We start from the raw sequence: 24,094 nt of genomic DNA, 5'->3' as shown, positions 1-24,094 counted from the left end.
TAAGTTTGAGTAGTTTGTTTAAAAGGATACAAGGCGCTTACCTCAAAATCGTAATATATCCAGAATGAGACCTATTGTCGTTATCATTTAACTCCATGTAATAGTAGTAATTACCAACAGGTAAAGGTTCGCCTTTATAAGTACCGCCCCAAGAGTTATTATATCCTGAAGCTTCATAAACGATATTCCCCCAACGGTTATAAATGGTAAGCCTGTTATTAGGAAACGTTTCTATGTTTTTAATAAAAAAGGTGTCATTGGCGCCATCTCCATTTGGTGTCATAGTATTAGCAAAAAATGGCATACAACGGTCTTCTACATCAGTGTTTTCATTATCCATTCTAATCAAAAATGTACTGATAGAAAAACATACGTTAGCCATAGCATTTTCCGCACGTACATAAATTGTGGTATCTATACCAGCATTTAGGTTTATTTGTGTAACATCATTTTCGCCTAACAAAGCATCATTTTCAAAAAGATGATAGCTTAGGTTGATGTTAGATTGTTCTATGCCTTCAAAAACACGAGCATTTAACTGAGACAAATCATATCCAACAGTATTTTCTTTTAAATAACAAAGAAAGATATCGTCCACAGCATTTACTATTGGTGTATCAAATACGCTTAGTGAAAACGAAAAAAAGCGTGTGCATCCATCATTATCTTCCACTCTTACATGTAGCGTTTGTGGGTTTGAAGCATTCATAAATTCCAAGGGTAAGGCACCAGTATTCATTTCAGCTTCAGCAGCACTATTATGAAAACTCACTACAGGAAATTCTGGAGTATCAGGAGCTACGTTTTGTAAAATAAAATCCCGTTGTGCAGCTAGATCAAAAGTAGCTACATTCGGCATATTTGGTTCGGCACATCCTATTAAATCCTGAGGCGTTTCATACATAAACGGACTCACTAAAGCCACAGACTTAGTAATACTAAAATCTTCAGTGCCGTCATTTACCGTGAGTGTCACATCGTATGTGGTATCAGGCGCGTAAGTATGACTAGGGTTTTGCGAGGTGTTTAAAGGAGAGCCATCTCCAAAATCCCATTGGTAGCTGAGGTCGTTACAACTATTAGTAAGGTCTGTAAAGTTTACAACCTCACAGTTTATTTCAAATTCAAAATCTGGTAGTGTGGTACTTGGGCTAAGAAAAACATCAAGAGTTTGAGAAAAATCTTGGCTACCATCATTTATAGTAAGCGTAACACTATGTGGTCCAATAGTCGTATAAGTATGGGTTGGCATTGCTTCGCTACTTATTGGGCTACCGTCCCCAAAATCCCAAGCTAAACTTACTATGGGATCGCAAAGTGTTGAAATATCTTCAAAAGTAACATCAAAACAATCGATGGTTAGGTTAAAATCCACGTTAGTTTCTACGGTAATATCTACAGTATCGGTGTATACAGGTACGCTTAAACTAGGGTTATCCGTGTTAGATATAGTAAGTGTAATGGTGTACATGCCAGAAACCGTGTAATTATGTGTAACGTTAACTTCAGAGTTGTCTGTAGTTGTATTAGGGCTACCGTCTCCAAAATCCCAAGTATACACAAAAGAAGGGAAATCGGCTATGGAAGCACCACAAATACGACTTGTATTTGTAAGCGTTACAGTTTCACAATCTGGTGGTAATGTGCTAAACTGCGCTGTGATAGAAGAAGTCGTGTATTCCAACGATTTAGAATCCGTTAAACCATCTGCAGCGGTAACGGTTAACGTAATAACATAAGTTTCCTCATCAGTAGTTAGCGGAAATGTATGTAAGGGCTCTACTTCAGTACTAGTAGTGCCATCGCCAAAATCCCAAAGATACGAGAGCCCACCTTTACAATACCCCGATAAATTTATCAATTGTATGGTATTGCAAGGATTGTCATCTGCAGTTATTACAGGTTCTATTTCAAAATCAGCGGTTGGGAAAGGCGGTTCGTTAGATTGTAAAACGGTAACTGTAAATGTAGTAGATGGGCCATCACAACCATTTTCGTCTCTAGCAATTACAGTATACGTGGTATCAACGGTAGGGCTTAACACTGCAGAAATTCCAGGAGGTACAACATCATTAAAATTGCCAGGGTTTGCAGGATCAGGAATTACATATCTAAAATCGCCAAAGTTTGTTCCAGTAGGTTGAACAAAAGCGTTACCTCCTAAACAAATCTCCTGATCTGGTATGGCGTCTATAGTTGCAGCTTCAACAGGTTCTAAAGTAATGGATGCAGAACTATTACAGCCTGTGTTAGAAATAAGATCAACACTATACATATCCCCAAATTGTGCATTGGTTACCGTAATACTTCGTGTGGTTTCGCCGTTAGACCACAAATATTCGGTAAATCCTAAAGGAGCAGTTAAGGTTATGGTATCTCCACTAACACATAAATTTTCAACCTGAATTTCTAAAGGTTGTAAGGAAGCTTCAACATAGGCATAACCACCATGTGCACCTCTTGTACAGTCTAAAGACAAAAATTCTATAGTAATTTGTTGTCCAATAAACGGTGTTAAATCTGCCCCAGCAGTAGTCCAAGGTAAAATTTGATAGTTAGAACGCTCACATCTGGTAAATCCCTTATCAGCTGCATTGGGGCCAGCAAAAGCCTCAAATTGTCCACAAGTTACAATGCTATCAGTAGCATCTTTAATGTTTACTACAAATTTGGGTTGTTCTTCTTGGGTATGGCTTGGGTCGTCCAGAACTATAGCATAACTGTATTGCAAAAACGTTTCATCAGCAGTAACGGTAAACGTCCTGCTTATTCTTGCGGTTCGTCTACCACCTTCAATATTACCTATACGCGCAGAAAACTGACCACCAGGGTAAACCGAAGGAATATTAAGTGCTGTAGGTAAACAGTCAAGTCCGTTTGCATCAAATAACGGACTAGCAGGACTTGTAAGCTCAATTTGTACATCTATGTCAGCCGCTGGTCTTGGGTTCCAGTCAATTCCCATAATATTTGGCCTTACACCAGTATCTAAAATCCAGTTATCAAAATTACCAAACTCAAAATTCATGTTTTCAGTTTGCGCAAATGTGGCAGAGGTTGTTAAAACGCACACCACACAAATTATAAGTATTTTTAGTTTTTGTAACATTATAAGGAGTATTTAGGGCAAGCACAATTTTGTTTTCTAATATTAAATCGGTAACCAATAACAATTTCATGAGTTCCAGTTTGTTGTCCGCTAAACTGGGTGGTAACCCAATCGTAAGAATAACTAAGTAGTAGATTTTCTGTAAGGCGTAAACCAAAAAAGCCCGCAACTGCATCTTCATTACGGTATGCTAAGCCGCCCCAAAATTTATTGTCGTATACCAGTTTGGCACCAATATCCCAACGCAAAGGCGCGTTTTTTACAGTTTTAAGTAGTGTAAAAGGCACAAACTCCGTCACTTCATTTACAGCAATTCTACTCCCCAAAAGCATATTGTAATTTGGTAGTAAGGTACCGCCAGTATTAGTTTCGGAGAACTGAATATCATTATTAAAAATTTGATTAGCCGCCACACCAAAAAATAGATATTTGGAATAGGCATACAGCCCCAAGCTCATATCAAAATTTAAATTAGACACGTTTTGTACAAGCACATCATTTGGGTTATCAATTAAAACTACATCACTATCGTCAAATTTAAATTGGGTAGCACCAATAAATGTACCTACAGATAAAAACCAATCGTTGGTAACTTTTAAATGGTAGGCGTAACTGCCATAAAAACCACTTTGTTTAATAGGGCCAACATCATCGGTATACAAAAAAGCACCTATCCCTTGGTGGGTCGCACCATCATTAGGTAAATAGCCAGCCCTGTTAGGGTATAAAGCGCTGTTTATACTAAACGTAGTAGTTCTAGGAGCGCCATTAATACCCGTCCATTGGTTGCGGTATGCTACGTTTACATCAACATAATCCTCAACACCAGCCATGGCAGGATTTAAAACAAAAGGATTTTGTAAATACTGTGAAAACTGTGGGTTTTGCTGCGCATGTATCGTTAGGTTTGCAAGTATAGCAATGCAAAAAAATGTAAAAGGAGCAATAAATTTAGTTGGTGTTATACAACGCCACTTAGGTACTTTAAAACAGTAGGTGTTCAAAATTGGTTAGTGCTTAATGAGATTAGGTAACGTTATGTACGCTCATTTTTTTGCGTCTGGATGTTTTTTGGAATAAAAAATGCAAAAAAACGTTAAAAACGTGTATTTCATCGTGTTTTTTTAAGTGATTTAGAAGTATATTCACATCATTTTTTAAATATTTTGGGCGCTACCCTCTACAGGTTTAGGGCAGGAGAAGTCGGGCTTGCCTGCCGGTAGGCAAGCTATCCACAACACAATTACAGAAAGTTATTAATTCCCGTATTATCAATGTAAAACAAAAGGGAGTTGTTGCAACCCCTTTGTTAATTAAGGTAGCTACGTCGCTCGTAACTAACTTCTCTTAAATGATGTATTATTGAAAACTACGTATAAATACGTATTGATTTTCTGATATAAAAACTCGAACTTCGCTTACCGAATTATATAGTTCATCAAGAACGAAGCTATATCTAACCGTTGGTGCAAATATGAAATCACGTCTATTAATAAGTTCTTTTTTTTGTGTTTTGACTTTATTTTCGAAAACAACTAGCGGTCAAAATAAACTTATTCTGAAAGGTCATGAATCTAAATTTTATTGTTTTCTGGATACATTAAAAGTAAGTAAACCTTATGTTACAGTCAATGTGAAATGGATTTCTGATACTATACAAATACGAAAATGGACTTATGACTTAAATATTGATTCTGCACTCGTTGAATTTAAAAAAGCGGCCAGAATCACTGATTGGTTCCCTTCTGAAATGGAAAAGCAAGGAATTCTAATCAGAAAAAAAATTGCCGCGCAGAATTGCTACAGTAACGCATTAGAACATTATTTTGAATTTAAAAATTTGAATTTTAACAAAATTTTTAACGATTCAACGTCCATTGTCGATATGTCAAGTTTTGAAAAAATCTTAAACAATTCGTTTGCTTTAGTTAAACGATTTTCTACTAAAAAGAAAAGTAAAATAAATAAACTTAATATTGAAAATGGCAGTTTTATTGTCCTGAGAAATAAAAGTCGAAAACCTATTCATTCTATATTTTATGAAAAAGATATTTTTTATTCAAAAAATGGGCAAAATGCTGAAACTAAATATAAAAGATTAAAAGATATAATCAAAAGGTATTTTGACACTATAGAAATTGAAATTTATGAACTAAATGAAAGTTCTATTTTTAAATTTATATCCAACAAAAATACTTGTGCCAACAAAGAACTGATTTAAAAAACAAGTATTTCTAAGCTAATTTAAGAAATACAGTTCTCATAAGCCGTTAACTTAAAGACCGTTTTAGTTCTCCTCCTCTTTTCTTCTGTTAATTGTAAAGAAGACCAATAAGTTCAACTCTCCATAAAGTGTCCTAACCACATTCTAAATTATACACCCAAATACTAATTCAGCCCAAAAGCATAATAAACACCATATAACTACGTAGTTTTTACTAAAACCCTTAAATTTTCTGTTTAAACTTTCCTTATTTAAGTAAAACATACGTAAAATGTTATTAACAAACACCTGTTTATACGTAGCTAAATAAGTAGATGCATATGCGTTTTTTTAATATATAAACAATTGTTTTTAAGTTAATTATGTTTTAAACCTGTGTTTTAGCAGGTTAGTTTATGGGTAAAAAGAGGTGTGTTTATGGGGAATCATAGGGGTTAAATTTAAAGGTACTTATATATTTGCTTAAAAATTAAGTATAAATACTTAGAAAAACTTTTAAAACTTAGAATATGAAATCTTTATTAAAACGCACATCTTGGATTTTACCTGTGGCAGTGCTACTATTTGCTTGTGGTGGAGAAAAGAAAAAGGAAACAGTTGTAGCTGAAAAAGCAGCGGCATCAACAACAAAAACTTTAGAAATAGAAAAGCCACAGTTAACCTTTGGTTTTATAAAGTTAACAGATATGGCACCTTTAGCTATTGCAAAAGAAAAAGGCTTTTTTGAAGATGAAGGCTTATTTGTTTCAGTTGAGGCACAATCTAACTGGAAAAATGTATTAGATCGTGTAATCGATGGTCAGTTAGATGGTTCCCACATGCTAGCGGGTCAGCCAATTGCAGCAGGTGCAGGATTTGGCCGTCAAGCAGAATTGGTAACACCATTCTCAATGGATTTAAATGGTAATGGTATTACAGTATCTAATGATGTATGGAGCAAAATGAAGCCAAACGTACCTAAAGGTGCAGATGGTAAGCCGGTACACCCTATAAAAGCAGATGCGCTTAAGCCAGTAATTGCAGATTACAAAAACAGCGGTAAAGCTTTTAAAATGGGTATGGTATTCCCTGTATCTACGCATAACTACGAAATAAGATATTGGTTAGCAGCAGCGGGCATCCACCCAGGTATGTATACTGCTGATAACGTACAAGGACAGATTGATGCTGAGGTATTATTATCTGTAACGCCTCCACCACAGATGCCTGCTACACTAGAAGCTGGTACAATTTACGGCTACTGTGTAGGAGAGCCATGGAACCAACAGGCGGTATTTAAAGGTATTGGTGTCCCAGTAACTACCAACTATGATATCTGGAAAAACAATCCAGAGAAAGTATTTGTAATGACAAAGAAATTTGTGGATGAAAACCCTAACACTGCAATTGCTGTAACTAAAGCATTGATTAGAGCTGGTAAGTGGTTAGATGAGCCAGGAAATAGAGCTGAGGCTGTAAAAATATTATCTATGTCTCAATATGTAGGAGCTGATGAGGCTGTATTGGCAAACTCTATGACTGGTACGTTTGAATTTGAAAAAGGCGATAAGCGTGAGATGCCAGACTTTAACGTATTCTACAAGTACAATGCTACATACCCATTCTACTCTGATGGTATCTGGTTTTTAACACAAATGAGACGTTGGGGGCAAATTCCTGAAGCGAAGCCTGCGTCTTGGTATGCTGAGACAATTAAGGATATTTACAGACCTGATATTTGGACAAAAGCAGCTAAGCTTTTAGTGGAAGAGGGTAACATTCCTGCAAGCGATATTCCAGAAACTGATGGTTACAAGCCTGCAACAACAGACTTTATTGATGGAAATGCCTATGATGCTAAAGACCCAATAGGATACATCAACAGTTTCTCAATTGGAAATAAAGATAAAGCGGTAAAGTAATCAAAATTTATCTGTCATTCTGAACTTGTTTCAGAATCTAGTTAGGCTGTGAAGCTGAAACTAGTTCAGTATGACACTAGTAAACACAAACACTAAACACACATTAAATAAAAGAGTCATGAAGCAAAGTTTAACACTAGGAAAAGTAACCAAATTTATGGGCTTAGGCTTTTTAAGCTCGTTTAAAGACCTATTTACAGGGAAGCTAGAGAAGGACGATTACAAAGCCTTTTTACGTAAAATAGTTGTACCTATTGCTTCTGTTCTATTGTTCTTAGGTTTATGGCATTTAGGGGCTAAGGCGCTATACAATGTTGAGGCTGAGTTTAGAATAGAAAAAGCATTAAACGAACAAGGGCAGGCTGCCGCTGATGAAATGGCTGCTTGTATTGCTTCGGGAGATATAAGCTGTCAGCCAAACACGCTGCCATCTCCTTCACAGGTTTGGGCATCGTTCCAATCGTTATTAAACGATCACGCCTTAATTAGTGCTGATAAAGCTGCTTTTGCTGAAAAAACAGCGGCGTTAAACGAAAAGAGAGTGGCTGAAGGTAAAGATCCTATCGTGTATACGGGTAGACCTTCTTTTGTTGATCAAATCTTTAGAAGTTTAAAAACGGTATTTGCAGGTTTCTTTTTGGCTTTACTTATTGCAGTGCCTCTTGGTATTTTTATAGGATTAAGTCCAACGCTAAAAAGTGCGTTTAACTGGTTTATTCAAATTTTTAAGCCTGTATCACCAGTGGTTTGGTACTTGCTTGTGTTTATGATTGTAAAAACATTATTGATAGATTCTAGTGAGGATAGTTCGTTTACCATCTCGTTTATAGCAGTTGGTTTATGTTCTATGTGGGCCACTTTGGTAAATACGTCTATGGGTGTATCATCGGTAGATAAAGATTACATCAATGTTGCCAAGGTCTTAAAACTTGGGAATTTCCAAAAAGTGTTTAAAGTGGTATTGCCATCGTCTTTGCCTTTAATTTTTACGGGTTTAAAAATTACATTGTCTGTGGCGTGGATGGTATTAATTGCTATTGAATTACTAGCACAGAGCCCTGGTTTAGGATTGTTTGTTTGGGAGGAATTCCAAAATGGTGCCAACGACTCGAACGCCAAAATTATAGTTGCCATGTTTGTTATTGGTATTATAGGCTTCTTGTTAGATCGCCTCATGTTAGCCATTCAAAATGCAGTGTCTTTTGAAAAAACAGACGCGATATAATGTTGAATTGTTTAAATGTTTAATCGTGGAATCGATTAAACGCATCAACAAATAAACACTTAAACAATAAAGAAATGGCATACTTAGAATTAAAAAATATTTACAAAACCTACGGGAATGATGAGAATGCAACCGAGGTGCTATCTGATATTAATTTATCAATAGAGGAAGGTGAGTTTGTAGCAATTGTAGGCTTTACTGGAAGTGGAAAAACCACACTGGTAAATTTAATAAACGGATTACTGGAACCCACCAAAGGCGAAGTGTTGTTTAAAGGAAAGCCTGTAGAAGGCACGAGCCATGAACGTGGTGTGATTTTTCAGAATTACTCATTATTACCGTGGTTAACCGTTGAGCAAAATGTAATGATGGCGGTAAAGGAAGCGTTTCCAAAACGAGAAAAAGCGGTGTATAAGCGTAAGGCGGCACACTATATTGACATGGTAGGTTTAACACCTGCTATTAATAAGTTACCTAAAGAATTATCAGGAGGTATGCGCCAGCGTGTGGCTGTAGCTAGAGCCTTATCTATGAAACCGGATATGATTATTATGGATGAACCTTTAGGGGCGCTAGACGCATTAACGCGAGGTACGCTTCAAGACCAGATATTAAATATTTGGGGAAAAGATAAGCGTACCGCTTTATTGATTACGAACGATGTAGATGAAGGTATTTACATGGCAGACCGTATTATCCCATTACGACCTGGGCCAAACGCAACCTTGGGGCCTGAGTTTAAGATTGACATTGAGCGTCCTCGTGACAAGACCGAAATGAACGACAACCCTAATTACAAAAAAACCAGAAATGCTATTATTGAGTATTTAATGGATATAGGAGCGGAGCGTAAGGCACAAGCCTCGGAAGAAATTGTACTTCCAGATTTAGCACCAAAAGATTTTGTAAACCAATTTAGATAAAGATCAGCTATGAGCACTATTATTACAGATACAGCTACAAAAGGACATAATGGCATTTTCCCTTCTAACGAAGTAATGCTTGATTTAAATGATTTAAAGAAGGTTTATCCAACACCAAAAGGAGATTATGTGGTTTTGGAGCATTTAAATCTTCAAATTAGAAAAGAAGAATTTGTTACTATTATTGGGCATTCTGGATGTGGTAAAACTACAATGCTTTCTATGATTGCTGGATTAAACCCTATTTCTGGCGGAAACATCTCGGTTTTAGGAAAGCACATAAAAGGGCCAGGGCCAGATAGGGGTGTTATATTTCAGGCACCTAGTTTAATGCCTTGGATGACGGCTTTACAAAATGTATTGTTGGGTGTAAACCAAGTGTTTCCTCATGCTACCAAAGCACAACGTAACGATATCGCTAAATATTACTTGCAAAAAGTAGGTCTGGAAGATGCGTTTAATAAACGTGCTTCTGACTTATCTCAAGGTATGCAACAACGTGTTGGTATAGCAAGGGCATTTGCTATTAAACCAAAAGTTTTATTGTTAGACGAGCCTTTTGGAATGTTAGATTCCTTAACACGAGGCGAATTACAAGATATATTAATAGAGATTTGGAATAAAGAAAAAATTACGGCGGTAATGATTACCCACGATGTGGATGAGGCCATATTTTTAGCAGATCGCGTAGTAATGATGACTAGTGGTCCTCGAGCAAAAATTGGAGACGTTTTAGATATAGATTTTGAAAGGCCTCGTTCGCGTAAATCGGTATTAGAACACGACGATTATTATAAATATAGAAAACACTTAATAGACTTCTTAGAACACTAGAAGTTACGTAAACCACACTAAGCAAATAGAATTACAACATGTTTGTGGGATATTAGATTCCCATAAACACAGGATAAACACAACCTAAAAACAAAACAATTAATTAAAAACTCAAACACAAATTAAACGTAAAAACAAGTAAAAAATGAGAAAGCAATATGTTTTAATAGGCCTAATGGCATTGATAGTTCAATTTGCACAGGCACAGTTTACATTAGAAGGGGAATTTAGACCACGTAGTGAATACTTTGGCAATGGTGGTAACTTTACAGGAGGTACATTTCCTGCCCAAACAGCAACGGATGCTGATGAAGGCTTTATAAGAACTACTGTAAGAGCAGCCTTAAAAGCTGCTTATACTGCTGAAACTTACAAGGTATTCATTAATTTTCAAGAGGTATTTGCTTTTGGTGATAGACCACAAATTGCAACTGCTGGAAATGGAAACTTTAGAGTACAGGAAGCTTGGGCAGATTTAAAACTAGGCGAATTTTCTAGTTTAAAACTTGGTCGCCAACAACTATCTTATGATGACCAAAGAATTCTTGGTGGTTTAGGATGGGCACAACAGGCACGTACGCATGATGCTGCAGTCTACAAATACAAAAAGAACAAGCTTAGCTTAGATATTGGTGGTGCTTTAAATACTACGGTTGATGAAATTTATTTTACAGCAAACTTATTCTCTTATAGAGATATGGTATTTACCAGGTTAAATACTAAAGGGGAAAAATTAAACTTTTCGTTCTTAGCATTATTAAATACATTCCAAAATGGAGGAGATAACAATCCTGCAACACCTCCAACTACGGATAGAAAAGCAACTTTATTAACTACTGGTGTACATGCTGATTATAAAACAGGAGCATTGTCTTTAGCTGCTAATCTATTCTTACAAGAAGGAGAGAGAGTAGGTGGATTAGATGTAAAAGGTGCCATATTGGCAAGTATTTTAGCGAAGTATAAGGTTTCTGATAAAGTAACTTTAGGGGCTGGTTACGAAACCATTTCTGGTAGAACAGATGATTCTGCAGCATTCTTTCCATTATATGGTACAAACCATGCCTTTAACGGTTTAATTGATAGATTTTATGTAGGTAACCATGCAAACGCTGGTGGTTTAAATGATTTACAAGTATCTCTTGCCACTAAAATTGCAGGTTTAGCGGTAACCTTAACAGGACACTACTTTACAGAAGTTGAAGATGTAAATGGTTTTGATGGAAAGGATCTAGGTTCTGAAATAGATTTAGTAATCGCTAAGAAGTTTAAAGAATTTAAGTTAGTTGGTGGTTACTCTCACTTCTTTGAGCCAAGTGAAATCGCTGATTTACCTGGTGTGAAGTCAACTCAAAACTGGGCATGGGCTATGTTAATTATTAAACCTAAATTTTTAAATACGGCTAAGTAAGAATAGGTTTTAACACATAAATTGGGAATAAATTTTCATAATGTATAGTGTTAATTTAGTTTGATATTCCAATTTTTAAATCCCGCCATTGGCGGGATTTATTTTTTTATGATTATAGGTTTTAAGAACAAAATGCGTTGTCTCTGGTTAGTTTACAGCATTTACAGGGTTGCCATTTAAAAAGGCATTTAAATTATCTACTGTAATTTGCATTAAACGTTGTCGCGCCTCTTTGGGTGCCCAGGCAATATGGGGTGTGATAATACAATTTTTTGCTCCCAATAACGGATTGTTCTCCTGCATAGGTTCCTTAGATATCACGTCTAGTGCAGCACCAGCTAAATTGCCTTTGTTTAAAGCTTCGGCAAGATCACTTTCATTTACTAACGGACCACGAGAGGTATTAATTAAAAACGACCCTTGTTTCATTTTACCTATTGCATTCTTATTGATAATACCATTTGTCTCATCGGTTAGAGGACTATGTAAACTAATAAAGTCAGAGGTCTTTAATAGCTCATCCAGTGTAACAAATTTTAAGTTGCTATTTTCAAACTCCGGATAGATGGTTCTGTTATATACCAAAATGTGCATACCAAACGCTTCAGCTAATTTTGCAGTAGCTCTACCTATTTTTCCAAAACCAACTAGCCCTAATGTTTTACCTGCTAGCTCAATTAATGGGTAATTCCAAAAGGAAAAATCCTCACTTTTTATCCAATCTCCTTTTTGTACTGCATCATTATGAGCTCCTACATGATGGCATAACTCTAACATTAAAGCCATGGTAAATTGTGCAACTGATACTGAGCTGTAATCTGGCACATTCGTTACAACTACATTGTGCTGCTTAGCGGTTTTGATATCTACTACATTGTATCCAGTTGCTAATACGCCAATATATTTTAATGATGTTACTTTTGATAACACATGTTTATTAATAGGGGTTTTGTTGGTAAACACAATATCTGCATTGCCTATATTTTTAATAATCACTTCATCGTCATAGGTTGTTCTATTATAAACTGTTAAGTCTCCAAATTGAGACATACCATCCCAATTTAAATCGCCAGGGTTAAGGGTATAACCATCTAATACTACTATCTTCATGTTTTAAAAATAAATGATAAATATAACTTATAACAACCTAATTTCGCCTATCAATCCTATTTCTGTTTAAGGTTGTTTTTCACTTAGGTATTTCCAATACCGTTTTGGAACATGCCTAACATGTAATTTAGTATTGATGCGTTCTTCTATATTTGTGCTTTCAAAATAATCTTTCCAAAGCGTTTCGTATGTTTTTTCGTTTTCGGTAAACCAATCTTGTTTTGTATCTATATTAAAATCTATATGAATTACTTCTGTACTTTCTAGATTATAAAACAAGCCATATTTGCGTTTTAAATCATAAATAATCCATTTTTGATTGGCATATCGTTTTGTAAAATGGTTTTTTATTAGCGGTAATACATTAAAATCAGGTTCTACATTAGCAAAATAAATATTGTCTTTTGTTTGTTGAAACCTAACAAAGGCTTCCATTCTATGTTTTTCCCTTCTAACTTTTTTTACAACTTTAGACAGGTGTAATACATCGGGATGGCTATAATCTGAAATTATGTTTTTTTGACTTTTAAAAGTGTATTTAGCAACGCTTAGCATTGTGTTTTCGATACCTTCCAATTCACTTAAAAATGAATAGTATAGCATTGTGCAGCCTTTAGTGCCAATGCGTTTTTTTAATCCATCAAAAACACGTTTAGATTTATTGTTGTCTGTAATAATGTGTTCGTGTATACCAAAAAGTTCACTTTCAAATTGAAGCTCATTTTTAATAATAACATTCGATAAGCGACGCTCATATATTTCAAAGACGGCAGTTAAAAAACCATCAAAAGAACCATCGTATGTAAACGTGATATGCTGCATTAGGTAAATAATGCTAATTGACCTGTAAACGCTTTTTTATGTTTGCCAGTAGAATTATGTATTAGTATTTCTTTAAGTTTAGAGGCCGAATAGTCTTTGGTTTCAAAATATCTAGAATTACAAGTGATAAAATATTTTGCTCGGTTTAGTTTTACTCCTATGGTTTTTAAATGTTCCCAATTTAAATTTCTAAAACGACGGGCATTTATAATTTTATGTACTGATGTAATGCCAAGTCCTGGCACTCTTGCCAACATCATTTTGTCAGCTTTATTAACATTTACGGGAAATTGATGTAGGTTGCGTAGAGCCCAAGATAGCTTTGGGTCTATATCTAAGTCTAAGTTAGGATGTTTTGGATTAAGGATTTCGCGAACATCAAATCCATAAAAACGCAATAACCAATCGGTTTGGTATAATCTATTCTCGCGTAAAACAGGAACTTCGGTGCCTATCATGGGCAAACGTTTATCATAACTTATGGGTATATATCCAGAATAATACACACGTTTTAAATCGAATTTATTATACAAATAATTAGAGGTATACATAATTTGCATATCATTCTCGCCACTAGCCCCTATAATCATTTGTGTGCTTTGCCCTGCAGGTGCATATTTAGGTGTGCTTTTAATAATTTTCTTTTCAGATTTATATTGAATGATTTCATTTTTAACCTTTTTCATGGGCTTAATGAAGTCTTCTTGATGTTTATCTGGTGCTAATTTTTTCAAGCCCTCTTTGGTAGGGATTTCAATATTAACGCTCAATCTATCTGCATAAAGTCCAGCTTCCCGCATTAATTCATCAGATGCTCCCGGGATAGATTTTAAATGTATATAACCATTAAAATTTTCTTCTAAACGTAATTTTTTAGCAACGGCTACCAAACGTTCCATAGTATAATCAGCATTCTTAAAAATACCAGAACTTAAAAATAGGCCTTCAATATAATTTCTTCTGTAAAAATTAATAGTTAAGTCTACCACTTCTTGTACTTTAAATGCAGCACGTTTTATGTCGTTGCTTTTTCTTGTAACACAATAGGCACAATCAAAAATACAGTGGTTGGTCAATAGGATTTTTAAAAGAGACACACAACGGCCATCTTTTGTGTATGTATGGCAAATGCCCATACTTGTGGCATTCCCTAAACCTTTATTGGTGTTTTTTCTATTACTGCCACTGGAAGCGCAAGAAACATCATACTTTGCGGCATCAGCAAGTATATTAAGTTTTTCCCGAATACGTTCGAAAGACATAAGTTGGATGAATTAAAAGGATTGAATGTAGATTTGGAAAACCTGAATACCCAAATATAAAAAAAATAAAAGTTGAATTATGTTAAAATTGATTTGTCTTTTCTGTAATAGTGTAGGCTTATCGCTTTATAGGTAGTGTTAATAACTTATGTGTAAGGTTTACATCAAAAATTCTACTTTTGTTCTACTAAATTGATAAGATTATGGCAGAAGATATAGAAAAATTAAAATGTTTAATAATAGGCTCTGGGCCTGCGGGCTATACCGCAGCGATTTATGCTGCTAGAGCAAATATGAATCCTGTATTGTACCAAGGTACGCAACCCGGGGGACAGTTAACTACTACTAATGAAGTTGAAAATTTCCCAGGATACCCTGAAGGTGTTACAGGGCCAGAAATGATGATGCAATTGCAGGCGCAAGCACAGCGTTTTGAAACTGATGTACGAGATGGCTGGGTAACTAAAGTTGATTTCTCAGGTGATGTTCACAAAGTTTGGGTAAACGATACCAAAGAAATACATGCAGATACTGTAATTATTTCTACAGGAGCATCGGCAAAATACTTGGGCTTAGATTCTGAACAGAAATATTTAAAATTAGGTGGAGGTGTTTCAGCTTGTGCAGTTTGTGATGGCTTCTTTTACAGAAATCAAGAAGTGGTTATTGTAGGTGCAGGAGATTCAGCATGTGAGGAAGCACATTACTTATCTAAATTATGTAAAAAGGTTACCATGTTGGTAAGACGTGATGAGTTTAGGGCATCTAAAATCATGGAAGCTAGAGTTAGAAACACAGAGAATATTGAGATTTTATTCAATACGGAAACTGATGAGGTTTTAGGAGATGGACAAGTGGTAAATGGGGTTCGTGTGTTTAATAATAAAACAAATGAAAAGCACGATATTCCAGCTACAGGATTTTTTGTGGCAATTGGGCATAAGCCTAACACGGATATATTTAAGGATTACTTAGATTTAGATGAAACAGGTTACATTATAAATGTACCAGGGTCTTCCAAAACTAACGTAGAAGGTGTTTTTGTATCAGGAGATGCAGCAGACCATGTGTATAGACAAGCAGTAACCGCTGCAGGAACAGGCTGTATGGCGGCTTTAGATGCCGAACGTTACTTAGCAGCTAAAGACACCTCTTTTGAAGTGTCTACCTCGACTTATAATTAGGAAATTAATTAGAATTATTAAAGCCAAAGTTTTAATAGCTTTGGCTTTTTTGTTTTTGGGCGTTTTCTACGCTCACACCTATAAGATTTTTTAGTAAACCTTGCAGAATCGCTTCGGTCGGGCCTTCCTGCCGGTAGGTCTTTTGTTTTGTCATTCCTGCGAAGGCAGGAATCCATAATATGTTTACAGTGTAAGGTTTCAAGTTAGTCTTATTAATAAATAAACAAAAGGATACCGCTGCAATCCCTAAGCGTGCCTATTTGCCAAAGTCACTTCAAGCTAAAATTTTTCTGTGACTTATTTGCAATTTAAACAACATACAAGTTTGTAATTATTTAAAAAAATAGTTTCTTTGAAAGCTGATTTTAAAACGGGATGTGGCGCAGTCCGGTTAGCGTACACGGCTGGGGGCCGTGTGGTCGCAGGTTCAAATCCTGTCATCCCGACAACCAGATGCCCGGCTTCATAGAAGTTGGGCATTTTTATTTGTATCAGTACCACAGATGAGTCGTTTATCACACATCAATATGGATACTGAAGATGTATCAGTATCCTATACCTTTTCCAATATATAAAGTAAAGGGGGGATTTATCCTTAACCCCTTCATACTTATTTATAATTCTAACTTACCTGTTTATTCAAGGCTTACAGGTCTATACAGGATGGTTTTTAGTAAATTATTGATAATCTTGTTATGCTAGAATCCAGACTATAATTATGAAATTTTACTTTTCCTTTATTCTGTTTTTACTGTTGCAAATTTTACTTTTAGGATGTAACCATTCTAGTAAGGATAATAAGGAGTTATCTTCTATTGGTTTAAAAGAATTATCAATAAATTTTAAATCGCCCGCATTACAATACCGACCAGAAACTTGGTTTCACCTAAATGGAAATAATATTAGTAAACAAGGCTTAACGCTAGATTTAGAAGCTATAAAAGATGCAGGATTACAAGGTGTTCACTTGTTTAATAAAGCGGGTAGGCCTTACCCTAATGTGCAGCCTATAAAAATATTATCGCCTGAATGGGAAGATATGATTCGTCATGCTGCAAATGAATGTGAACGTTTGGGTTTAAAATTTACTATGCAAAATTGCCCAGGTTGGTCTATGACGGGAGGACCTTGGGTACCTGTTGAAGAAGCACAACGTGAAATTGTGGAAACAACGTATCATGTTTCTGGAAATCAAAAGTTTGAAGACGTTTTACAAATAGATACTTTGTACCATACTCCAGATTACGATTATAAAGATATTCAAGTATTGGCTTTCCCAACAGTTGAAGGTGATGATATAAAACCTTTTAATCCTTCTAAAATAGAAACGAATAATAAGGTAGTGCCATGGAAGGATATTTTTAACCCCAATTCAACAATCATAGTAACACGCAAATCAACGCGATTAGATAAACTTTTAGAAGAGTACAGGGCTCAAGGTATTTCAAAAGTAAATAGTCAAGATACTTGGGTAAAAACAACTTTTGATAGTCCAGTAACTTTAAGAACTATCAAATTTCCACAATTACGCCATATTATCATGGGTACAGAATATCCTGTGATAGATGTAGATCTTAAGGTGGAAGCATATATTGAAAATAAATTAACAGAAGTAGCAACTATAAATTTACCTGATGCCAATTGGAATGATAGGCGTAAGCATCTTACCTTAACGATCCCAGAAACAACTTCATCAGAATTCATTTTCACTTTTGAAGGGAAGCATAAAATAGCTCCAGAATTTATCCGATTAAGTGCAAAACCAAAATTACACAATCGCGAAGCCAAAGCAGCTAAAGTTTTAAGACGTCTTGAAAAAGATGTACAATATGATTATGCTGAAAATACGATTATAAATACTGAAAACATCATCAACTTAACTAATAATCTGTCTGCTGATGGTAAATTAATTTGGGATGTTCCAGAAGGCAATTGGACTATTGTACGTTTTGGGCATATAAATATGCGCTTAACCAATAAACCAGCAGTTCCTGAAGCTACTGGTTGGGAATCTAGTAAACTAGATAAATTAGCTATAGAAAACCATTTGCGTAATGGTATGATTGGAGATTTAATTAAAGATGGTGGACCAATAGGTAATGGAAAGTTGCATGGGTTGTTAATAGATAGTTGGGAAAGTCATGTGCCTACTTGGACGATGAATTCTGAAGATATGTTTACCGAATTTGAATCACGTAGAGGTTACAGTATGAAATCTTATTTGCCAGCTACAATGGGATATATTGTAGAAAGTCCTGAAAAAACAACTAAGTTTTTAAGAGATTTACGCCATACCATGGATGAGGTGTTTATTGATAATTTTTTCAAGCATTTTGCAACTGTGGCTCACGATATGGGTGCTGAGGTATATACCGAAGGTGCTGGAGGTGAAGTATTGCCCATAGACCCAATGCGATATTATGGCGTAAGTGATGTGCCAATGACTGAGTTTTGGTATCCTTCAGCACCATCTGTACAAAATGAATATGCAAAACCAATATACAACGCCGCTTCGGCTACACATTTGTACAACAAGCCTGTCTTGGCAGCAGAGGCGTGTACACAAGTTGGTGTAAAGTGGAATGAGCATCCTTTTTCTGTAAAATATTTAATAGATTATAATTTTGCTAAAGGTGTGAACCATCTCGTATTTCATACCTTTTCGCATACACCGCAAACAGATGTATATCCTGGCTCTAGTTTTGGTGGACATATTGGGTTTCCTTTGGTAAGGCAGCAAACGTGGTGGAAATATATGCCATATTGGATAGATTATTTAAGCAGAAACCAATACGTATTGCAACAAGGCGAATATGTGGCAGACGTGTTATGGTATTATGGCGATCATTATGAGCGTCCACCTTTTGATTTAGATGATTTTCCTGAAGGTTATCGATTTGATTATTTAAATGCTGAAATTTTACAGGAGAAGTTAAGTGTAAGCGATAATAAGATACATGTTGAAGATGCTGGGGATTATCGTATTATTATGTTGAGGGACTCTGAAGAAATGTTATTGTCCACAATAAAGAAGTTAGGGGAATTAGTTGAAGGCGGTGCAGTAATTTTAGGTAACAAACCTGTGGATTCTCCTAGTTTGATGGATGATGAGGATGATTTAAAAGAACTTAAGTCTATTTCGGATAAACTATGGGGAACCTCTAAAAGTGGTGTGAAACAAGTAGGCAAAGGAAAAGTGTATTGGGGTAAAACTCTGGAGGCTGTTTTAAAGGAAGAAAGTATTGCTCCAGATGTGATTGTGCCTCAAGGTATAGATGTTAATTGGATACATCGAGAAATAGATGATGCTAATATTTATTTTGTAGCTTCAAAAGAAGATAAACCTGTAAATTTAGCGTTGAGTTTTAGAGTTAATGACCTCTCTCCTCAAATTTGGGATGCATTTACAGGAGAACAACAAGATGCTAAAATTTGGAAAACTTCAGAAGACAGAACTAATATAGCATTACCATTGGCATCAAATGGAAGTGCTATCGTAGTGTTTTCAAAAAATGATAAAAAGCCTTTGGCTTCAAAAGTAGCTCACAATAGTAAAGTTATATTAAATACTGAAACGGGGTGGTCTAAAATTCAAGAGCAGGAAGTTGTTCCTCAATTAACTTGGAAGGATGACGATTTTGTGGCGTCTATGTCTGGTAAGTATGTATTTCATCAAAATGAAAAAGAAGCAAGAAAAGAAATTTCTGTTGAAGAAATATTGCTTCAAAATAATTGGAAACTATCTTTTGAAGGAGGTTGGGACACTCCAAATATCTTAGAAGTCTCTGAATTAAAATCTTTAACTGCACTTGAAAATGAGGCTGTAAAACATTATTCAGGTACAGTGACTTATTCAAAAGCAATCAATTTAGATGAGATTGGTAAACATACAATTCTAGATTTAGGAGATGTGGCAAACATAGCAGAAATTTGGTGTAATGATAAAAAGGTTGGTGTAAAATGGTCACCACCGTTTGAATTCAACATCTCAGAGTTTGTCCGAAAAGGAGAAAATACTTTTGAAATTAAGGTAACCAATACGTGGCGTAATCAACTCATTTTTGATAACTCCAGATCAAAGGATCAAAAGAAAACTTGGACGACCAATCCACCTAAGAGAAATGAAACTGAACTAGAGGCTTCTGGATTAATTGGGCCTGTGGTTTTGAGGCAAATAACGTATTAATCATTCGTTTATGGTTGTTTTAAGTAAGATTTGTTAAAGTTTTGTTTTTTAGCGAAATATTGGCTCATTAAACTAAAATATTAAAGCTAAGTCTACTATTTTAATAGGTTTGTATGAATTTTACAATACTCACTGTTTTTGAACAGCATACTTAGGCAGCTATGAAAAAAAATACTTTTAGATTTTTATTGTTTTGTGGTTTTAAAATCTCTTCACTTTGTCTTACAGCACAAACAGCCCCTGATGAAGATACGAGTTCAGATCTCAGCTGTCCAGCATCTAATGAATTTAGAAATGAAACTAGAACCTCATCAGATTTACCAAACCCTGTTAATGTAGGGACTATTGATGATAGAAGTTGTTATGCTGATTATTCAGAAAGTAATGTTTATAACAATACTTGGGGAGTATACAACATAACAGTAGATTCAAACCATTTTCCTGAATCTTTACAACCTAGAATAGAACGTTCTTTACCCAGATCTCAAACTACAGGCGTAGGTAGTTATGCAAGATTTACAGGAACAGTTAGAATCCTTGAAGTCGGTAATGTTTTTGGAGGAGGTGTTCTAAGTCAAGATGGTAGTTATTTCATGCAAGCCAAAGGGAAGCATACAGGAGGCGGAGGATCACCCGATCCTGCTATTTGTTTATATTTGGCGTTACCAATATATGGTACAGGAGTTAACAGTAATGTACAGGTGTCTTTCGATATTTATAGAGAGCAAATTGTTAACCGAGAAGGGTTTAGAGAATATACTTATTTAACCAATATTCCCAGAGATGTACCCACTAATGTTGAACTGGAGGTAGGTTTTAGGGCAGACCCAAACAATCCTTCAAAAAAAATACATTATGCTGATGCCGTTATTGGCGGGCAAGTTTTTAATTGGAACATTCCAGAGCCAGAAAGGGGTTTGCAGTCAGGTATTAGATATGGAGCCTACAGGGTTAAAGGCGGTAGAGCTCAAATCAGGTGGGCCAATACAACTTACGAGATGGAGGAAGTAGAAGCAGAACCTATAGAAAATGATGATCCAGATTTAACAGAAGGGATTTATAGTTTGGAAAATGTTGCTAGTGGTCAATTTTTAACCGATGCAGGACTACCCGCTACACCAGTTACAATGAGTGATTCTGATGAAGCGCAAAACACACATTGGACTTTTGTTAACAGTGGTGCATTTTTTAATATTGATAGTGAAACTTTGGGGATATTGCGTGCTCCAGGTTCTGGAGGTCCAGGAGGCCCTTATGTTATTTTAAGTACTGAAAGACCTTCTCCAGAAAGTACAAGTGATAAAATTTGGATAATTCATTACAACAACTCAGATGATACATTTAGGTTTGAATCTGGTAGCGGTAGATTCTTATACCATGATACAAATGGGGATGTTACCCATTCTTTTGCTTCAGAAACTGATAGTAGAAGTAAATGGAAAGCTAATTTAAAAAATGAGCCATTGGGTGTTTCTAATCAAGAAAAACTATCCGCTTCAATAAAAATATATCCTAACCCAGCACAAGATAGATTTACTATAATCTTTCAAAATATTAATACTATGAAGCGTGTTCATATTTATAATATTTTAGGAAAACGAGTGTATCAAAACTTACCAAATAGTAATGTTTTAGAAGTTGAGAACTCCGGATTTGAAACAGGCATTTATTTGGTTGAAGCTTTTTCAGTAGATAATAAAGTGTTCTATTCTAAATTGATTTTACAATAATTCTACCATCTAATATGGTTGTCTGTTAAATTGATTTTTTCTTTTGAGTTATAAGTTCAGTTGTCAATGAGCAGGATAGGTCAGGATACCTTTTTAATCTGCAGTCAATAGTTTTACGTGCTATTTGTTTTAATATCAACATAATAAATGCTCAACAGTTATGAAAAAAATTACCTTTAAACCAATATTGTTTTTCTTTTCTACGTTATGTTCACTTTCCATAACAGCTCAAGATGCGCCACCTTCTGATGACATCTTTAGATTAAGAAATGTAGAAACTGGGCTATTTTTAACAGATACAGGTTCAAGTGCCACTGCAGTTACTATGACAAATTTAGGAGAAGAAGATCAAAGCACTCATTTTACGTTTGTGGAAACCGGAGCATTTTATAACATTGACAGCGAAATCTTAGGAATATTACGTGCACCAGGTTCTGGAGGTCCAGGAGGCCCTTTTGTAGTTGTTAGTACAACTAAAGCTTCTCCAGCAACTGATGCTGATAAAGTGTGGACGATACAACATAATACAACGGATGACACCTATAGATTTCAATCAGGTAATAGTGGTAGGTTTATGTATCATGATGCTAATGGAACGGTAACTCATGTTTCAGTTGCAGCAACAGATGATAGAAGTAATTGGGAGCTCATTCCTTTTGTGGAAATCCCTGTAGTTATAGCTCCAGATGAAGATACGAGCACAGATTTAAATTGCCCAGCTTCTGGTGAGTTCGAAAACAATAGTACCAGAAATGTAGATATACCAGGGTCTGTTAACGTGGGGACTGCGGATGATAGAAGTTGTTACTCCGATTACTCAGAAAGTAATGTTAATGGGAAAGATTGGGGTGTTTATAATATTACTGCTGGCTCCAACCATTGGGATGCACCAAACACCTTACAGCCTAGAATAGAACGTTCTTTACCTAGATCTGGAGAAACGGGTGTAGGGAGTTATGCAAGATTCACGGGAACATTTAGGATTTTAGAGGTAGGCGATGCTGGCAGTTTTAGTCAAGATGGAACATACATTGCGCAAGCCAAAGGTAAACATACAGGAGGTGGTGGTCCACCAGATCCTGCCATTTGTTTATATAGAGCACATCCTGTTTATGGCACTGGAATAAATGCAGACAAGCAAGTAGCATTTGATATTTATGCCGAGCGTATCTTGGAACGTGGCGGATCAGGTAGTGGTCGGGAAGTTGTTTTTCTAAAGAGAGTAGACAAAAATGCGGAAATTGATTTTGAACTAGAAGTTGGTTTTAGGGTGGATCCAAGTGATGCTACAAAGAAAATTCATTATTGCGATGCAATAATAGGTGGAGACGCTTTTAATTTTAATATTCCAGATCCAGAGAGAGGTACAGAATCTGGTATAAGATATGGAGTATATAGAGTAAGAGGAGGTCGCGCTCAAATAAGATGGGCAAATACAACCTATCAAAGAGAGGAAGTTGTAGACAATTCTGGTACACCGCCTTCTGATGACGTTTTTAGATTAAGAAATGTTGCCACAGGGGAATTTCTCACAGCTGTAGGTTCAAGTGCTGAACCAGTTATCATGACCAATTCAGGTGAGGCTCAAAACACACATTGGACTTTCGTTGAAAGTGGTGCGTATTATAATATTGATAGTGAAACTGTTGGAATATTACGTGCAACGGGTGCTGGTTTTTCTGGAGGAGCCTATCGTGTTGTTAGTACAGGAGCAGCTGCACCATCAAGTGATACAGATAAAACTTGGACGATTGAATATAATGATGTCGACGATACCTACAGATTCGAATCTAGGACTGCTGGCAGATATTTGTATCAAGAGGTAGATGGAACTGTTACACATAGTATAGTTCCAGAATCAGATACTAGAAGTGTATGGCAAGCTATTTCAACTAGTCAAACTTTAAGTGTTTCTGGAGCAGAACTAAAAACTCCTTCAATGAATATATATCCTAATCCAGCAAAAGAAAGGTTTACAATTGTATTAAAAAACATCAACAATGTTAAGACTGTAGAAATTTATAGTATTTTAGGAAAACGTATTTATCAAAATGAGTCAAACGGAAGTGATTTGGAAGTTGAAAGTACTACTTTTAAAACAGGTGTTTATTTAGTGAAAGCTATTGCAGATGATAATAAAGTATATCATACAAAGCTTGTTATTAAATAAAAA

The 24,094-nt window shown here is 35.7% G+C and carries 15 protein-coding genes and 1 tRNA gene; 11 read left to right on the top strand and 5 right to left on the bottom strand.

Annotation, left to right across the window (positions count from 1 at the left end):
• Window positions 1-37: 37 nt before the first annotated feature.
• Window positions 38-3,109: a gliding motility-associated C-terminal domain-containing protein gene (locus JS605_RS08110; RefSeq protein ID WP_203257194.1), complete on the bottom strand. Its 3,072-nt coding sequence runs from the start codon at window positions 3,107-3,109 to the stop codon at window positions 38-40.
• On the bottom strand, window positions 3,109-4,113 hold the full coding sequence (locus JS605_RS08105; protein WP_203257193.1) for a PorP/SprF family type IX secretion system membrane protein: 1,005 nt from the start codon (window positions 4,111-4,113) through the stop codon (window positions 3,109-3,111). The genes JS605_RS08110 and JS605_RS08105 overlap by 1 nt, the downstream gene beginning before the upstream one ends.
• A gap of 470 nt (window positions 4,114-4,583) precedes the next feature.
• On the opposite strand from JS605_RS08105, the gene JS605_RS08100 reads away from it, so the two are divergent.
• From JS605_RS08100 to JS605_RS08075, 6 genes are all read left to right on the top strand, one after another.
• Window positions 4,584-5,330: a hypothetical protein gene (locus JS605_RS08100; protein WP_203257192.1), complete on the top strand. Its 747-nt coding sequence runs from the start codon at window positions 4,584-4,586 to the stop codon at window positions 5,328-5,330.
• Window positions 5,331-5,842: 512 nt separating this feature from the next.
• Window positions 5,843-7,234 (top strand): CmpA/NrtA family ABC transporter substrate-binding protein, encoded by a 1,392-nt coding sequence (locus tag JS605_RS08095; protein ID WP_203257191.1) that lies wholly within the window; start codon window positions 5,843-5,845, stop codon window positions 7,232-7,234.
• Between the two features lie 118 nt (window positions 7,235-7,352).
• Window positions 7,353-8,459: an ABC transporter permease gene (locus JS605_RS08090; RefSeq protein WP_203257190.1), complete on the top strand. Its 1,107-nt coding sequence runs from the start codon at window positions 7,353-7,355 to the stop codon at window positions 8,457-8,459.
• A gap of 74 nt (window positions 8,460-8,533) precedes the next feature.
• On the top strand, window positions 8,534-9,382 hold the full coding sequence (locus JS605_RS08085; RefSeq protein WP_203257189.1) for an ABC transporter ATP-binding protein: 849 nt from the start codon (window positions 8,534-8,536) through the stop codon (window positions 9,380-9,382).
• Between the two features lie 9 nt (window positions 9,383-9,391).
• A complete protein-coding gene (locus JS605_RS08080) occupies window positions 9,392-10,216 on the top strand; it encodes an ABC transporter ATP-binding protein (protein WP_203257188.1) in 825 nt (274 codons plus the stop codon).
• Window positions 10,217-10,361: 145 nt separating this feature from the next.
• Entirely contained in the window at window positions 10,362-11,627 is a 1,266-nt protein-coding gene (locus JS605_RS08075) for an alginate export family protein (protein WP_203257187.1), read from the top strand.
• A 147-nt stretch (window positions 11,628-11,774) separates the two neighbouring features.
• Here the strand turns inward: JS605_RS08075 and JS605_RS08070 are convergent, their stop codons facing one another.
• The 3 genes from JS605_RS08070 to JS605_RS08060 all read right to left on the bottom strand — a co-directional run bounded on the left by JS605_RS08070 (window position 11,775) and on the right by JS605_RS08060 (window position 14,821).
• Window positions 11,775-12,737 (bottom strand): D-2-hydroxyacid dehydrogenase, encoded by a 963-nt coding sequence (locus JS605_RS08070; protein WP_203257186.1) that lies wholly within the window; start codon window positions 12,735-12,737, stop codon window positions 11,775-11,777.
• A 66-nt stretch (window positions 12,738-12,803) separates the two neighbouring features.
• A complete protein-coding gene (locus JS605_RS08065) occupies window positions 12,804-13,559 on the bottom strand; it encodes a TIGR03915 family putative DNA repair protein (RefSeq protein ID WP_203257185.1) in 756 nt (251 codons plus the stop codon).
• Window positions 13,559-14,821 carry a putative DNA modification/repair radical SAM protein gene (locus JS605_RS08060; RefSeq protein ID WP_203257184.1) on the bottom strand — a complete coding sequence of 421 codons (1,263 nt, stop codon included), beginning with the start codon at window positions 14,819-14,821 and terminating at the stop codon, window positions 13,559-13,561. The genes JS605_RS08065 and JS605_RS08060 overlap by 1 nt, the downstream gene beginning before the upstream one ends.
• Before the next feature lie 203 nt (window positions 14,822-15,024).
• Between JS605_RS08060 and trxB the strand changes: the two genes are divergently transcribed.
• The 5 genes from trxB (at window position 15,025) to JS605_RS08035 (ending at window position 24,091) form a co-directional block, all read left to right on the top strand.
• Window positions 15,025-16,005 (top strand): thioredoxin-disulfide reductase, encoded by a 981-nt coding sequence (gene trxB, locus JS605_RS08055; RefSeq protein WP_203257183.1) that lies wholly within the window; start codon window positions 15,025-15,027, stop codon window positions 16,003-16,005.
• A gap of 371 nt (window positions 16,006-16,376) precedes the next feature.
• Window positions 16,377-16,451, top strand: a tRNA-Pro gene (locus JS605_RS08050).
• 272 nt (window positions 16,452-16,723) lie between these two features.
• Window positions 16,724-20,191 carry a glycosyl hydrolase gene (locus tag JS605_RS08045; protein WP_203257182.1) on the top strand — a complete coding sequence of 1,156 codons (3,468 nt, stop codon included), beginning with the start codon at window positions 16,724-16,726 and terminating at the stop codon, window positions 20,189-20,191.
• Between the two features lie 161 nt (window positions 20,192-20,352).
• Window positions 20,353-21,921, top strand: a complete 1,569-nt coding sequence (locus tag JS605_RS08040) for a T9SS type A sorting domain-containing protein (RefSeq protein ID WP_203257181.1) — start codon at window positions 20,353-20,355, stop codon at window positions 21,919-21,921.
• Between the two features lie 160 nt (window positions 21,922-22,081).
• Window positions 22,082-24,091, top strand: a complete 2,010-nt coding sequence (locus JS605_RS08035) for a T9SS type A sorting domain-containing protein (RefSeq protein ID WP_203257180.1) — start codon at window positions 22,082-22,084, stop codon at window positions 24,089-24,091.
• The last annotated feature ends 3 nt before the right edge of the window (window positions 24,092-24,094 follow it).

The sequence above is a fragment of the Hyunsoonleella ulvae genome (genome assembly GCF_016827605.1).
In the GTDB taxonomy this organism is placed as follows: Bacteria; Bacteroidota; Bacteroidia; order Flavobacteriales; family Flavobacteriaceae; genus Jejuia; species Jejuia ulvae.
Note: the sequence above shows the minus strand (reverse complement) of the source record. Positions and strands in the feature narration are given on the sequence as shown.